Annotated in this window: 1 protein-coding gene; it reads right to left on the reverse strand. The window is 67.0% G+C overall.

Features of this window, described 5'->3' with window-relative positions; all coding sequences use genetic code 11:
* A partial coding sequence (locus MFF64_RS37680; RefSeq protein WP_238194235.1) for a molybdopterin-dependent oxidoreductase occupies window positions 1-212 on the reverse strand: 212 nt, incomplete at both ends.

The following is a 212-nucleotide window of genomic DNA, read 5'->3' on the forward strand; positions in this document are numbered from 1 at the left end:
TTCCACCCTGAGCCGCAGGGGCGCGCCGTTCGAGACCGGCAGCGGCTTGCCGTTGAGGTCGTAGGCCAGGATCGTCTGCGGGTTCACGGCGTCGAACAGGTCGATGCTCTCGTAGTAGCGGATCGGGGTCCGCTGATCTTCCGGCGCCTCCGGCTCCGGCGCGCCCTGGCCCCAATCGTCCGTGCCTTTGTCGTCCTTGCCTTTATCGTCCT

The organism is Methylobacterium frigidaeris (genome assembly GCF_022179185.1).
In the GTDB taxonomy this organism is placed as follows: domain Bacteria; phylum Pseudomonadota; class Alphaproteobacteria; order Rhizobiales; family Beijerinckiaceae; genus Methylobacterium; species Methylobacterium frigidaeris.